Annotated in this window: 3 protein-coding genes; 1 reads left to right on the forward strand and 2 read right to left on the reverse strand. The window is 79.5% G+C overall.

Annotation, left to right across the window (positions count from 1 at the left end):
* Nucleotides 1-124 precede the first annotated feature (124 nt).
* A complete protein-coding gene (locus K1J50_RS18700; RefSeq protein WP_220119256.1) occupies nt 125-1,132 on the reverse strand; it encodes an NAD(P)H-dependent glycerol-3-phosphate dehydrogenase in 1,008 nt (335 codons plus the stop codon).
* A gap of 5 nt (nt 1,133-1,137) precedes the next feature.
* Nucleotides 1,138-1,971, reverse strand: coding sequence for a 23S rRNA (adenine(2030)-N(6))-methyltransferase RlmJ (locus K1J50_RS18705; protein ID WP_220119257.1), 834 nt, complete (start codon nt 1,969-1,971; stop codon nt 1,138-1,140).
* 117 nt (nt 1,972-2,088) lie between these two features.
* Here K1J50_RS18705 and K1J50_RS18710 point away from each other — a divergent pair.
* Nucleotides 2,089-2,428, forward strand: a 340-nt coding sequence (locus K1J50_RS18710; RefSeq protein ID WP_220119258.1) for a hypothetical protein, incomplete at its 3' end; no start/stop codon positions are given.

The raw sequence follows: 2,428 nt of genomic DNA on the forward strand, positions 1-2,428 counted from the left end.
GGCGCGTTCTACAGCCCGCCCGTCCGGCGATCCACCGCACGGAAGGCGCCGGGCCGGCGGCGACGGCCCGCGCCCCTGCCGGCGCGCCGCGCGCCCGGCCGCCTCCGTCCGTCCGCGACCGGACCTACTCGTCGCGCCGCGGGCGGGCGAGCAGCCGCCCCATGGCGTCGCCGACGGTGATCTCTCCGGCGAGCAGACCCGCCACCGCGGCGCAGATCGGCATCTCCACGCCGGCCCGCTCGGCCCGGGCGACGATGGCCGGCGCGGTTTCCACCCCCTCCGCCACCCCGGCCCGGGTCGCGATCGCCTTCGCGAGCGGCACGCCGCGCGCCAGTTCCGCGCCGAGCGAGGTGTTGCGGCTGCCGGGGCCGGTCGTCGTCAGCAGCAGGTCGCCGAGGCCCGACAGCCCCGAGGCCGTCTCCTGCCGCCCGCCGAGCGCCACCGTCAGCCGCGAGAGTTCGGCGAGGCCGCGCGTCACCAGCGCGGCGCGCGCGTTCTCGCCGAGCCCGGCGCCGATCACCGCCCCGGCGGCGATGGCGATGACGTTCTTCGCCGCGCCGCCGACCTGCACCCCGATCGGGTCGTCCCCGCCATAGAGCCGGAAGCCGGGCGTGGCGAGGAGATCGGCGCAGAGGTTGCGCAGCGCCGCGTCATGGCTCGCCACCACCGCCGCCGCCGGCAGGCCGCGCGCGATCTCGTGCGCGAAGTTCGGGCCCGAGAGCACCGCCGTCGGCGTGCCGGGCCGCACCTCGGCCACCACCTCGAGCGGCAGCAGCAGCGTGTCCCTCTCCACCCCCTTGGCGCAGACGATCAGCGGCGCGCCGGTGTCGGGCAGGGCGGCGAGCACGGCGCGCACGAACTGCGAGGGCACCGCGACCAGCACGAAGGCGGCGCCCTCCAGCGCCTCCGCGGCGTCGGCCGTCACCCGCACCAGCGGGCCGAGCGGCGCGCCGGGCAGGTAGCGGGCATTCTCCCGCGCCGCCTCGATCTCCGCCGCGCGCGCCGGATCGCGCGCCCACAGCGCGACGGGGTTGCCGCCGCGCGCGGCCTGGATCGCGAGCGCCGTGCCCCAGGCGCCGGCGCCGAGCACGCACAGTTTCGGGCGCCGCGAGGGCCGGTTGCGCTGCGGCATGCCGCCTACTCCTCCACGATCCGCGTCACCGCCCAGCCCGCGTCCGGTTCGCCGGTCCCCAGCGCAGCGAGCAGCGCCGCGAGCATCGCACCGCATTCCTCGGCGAAGCGGAAGGGGGCGTTGGCGACCAGCATGCCGCAGCCGTTGAGCCGCGCCGGGTCGGTCGGCGCGCGCAGCCAGAGCTCGGCGGCGATCAGGTCGCGCGCCCCGCCGGCCTGCAGCGCGGCATGGAAGGCGCGCACCGGCGCGCGGTGCTTGATCGGATACCAGGCGGCGAGGATGCCGGCGCGGAAGCGATGGCGCAGCAGGGCGACGGCGTCGGCGAGGCGCTCGAACTCGCCCTCCTGCTCGAAGGGCGGGTCCATCAGCACCAGGCCGCGCCGCTCCGGCGGCGGCGTGAGGGCGCGCAGCGCCTCCCAGCCGTCGCGGCGGTGGACGGCGACCCGGCGGTCCTCCCGGAAGCGGGCGGCGAGGGCGGCGTGCTCCTCCGGGTGCCGCTCGACGCAGACGAGCCGGTCCTGCGGCCGCAGCAGGGCGCGGACCAGCGCCGGCGAGCCGGGGTAGCACGCCGGCGCGCCGAGGGCGCGGACGAGGCCGAGATAGTCGGCGAGCGGCCCCTCCTCCGCGGGGCGGCCGAGCAGCCGCCCGATGCCCTGGCGCCATTCCCCGGTGCGCGCGGCCTCCGGCGCGGAGAGGTCGTAGGCGCCGCGTCCGGCATGGGTGTCGAGGACGGCGAAGGGCGTGTCCTTGCGGCGCAGCGCACGCAGAAGCAGGACCAGGATGGCGTGCTTGACGCAGTCGGCGAAGTTGCCGGCGTGGAAGGCGTGACGATAGTTCACGGGGCAGGCCGGGTAGCCGCCGGCGCCGGCCGCCGCAACCCTCGGCGCGCCCCTGCCCCTGGCGGGGCGCGCCCGCGCGCACCACCTCCGCACGGTCCGCAGCGACGAGCGAGCGCCATGCGCGGAACCGGTCCGCGACGCAGCACGAAGGCGCGGCGGCCCGGCGCCGCGCCGGCCGCCGCCTCGCTCGCGGCGCTGGCGCTGCTGCTGGCCGCGCCGGCCGCCCGCGCCCAGCCGGCCGCCGCGGCGCCGCCCAGCGTGCTGCTCCGCCTGGCCGCGGAGGCGCGCGACCTCGCCCTGCTCTGCCGCGAGGTGCCGGCGGCGGGCGCCGCCGCGGGGGCGGGCCGCTGGCGCGGCGCGGCGGCGGAGGGGCCGGCGCTCGACACCCTGGCGCGACGCTTCGGCGCGGCGGCCGAGCGGGGCCTCGCCGCCCTCGCGGCGCGCGATCCCGAGGCGG

Source organism: Caldovatus aquaticus (assembly GCF_019458025.1).
GTDB lineage: Bacteria > Pseudomonadota > Alphaproteobacteria > Acetobacterales > Acetobacteraceae > Caldovatus > Caldovatus aquaticus.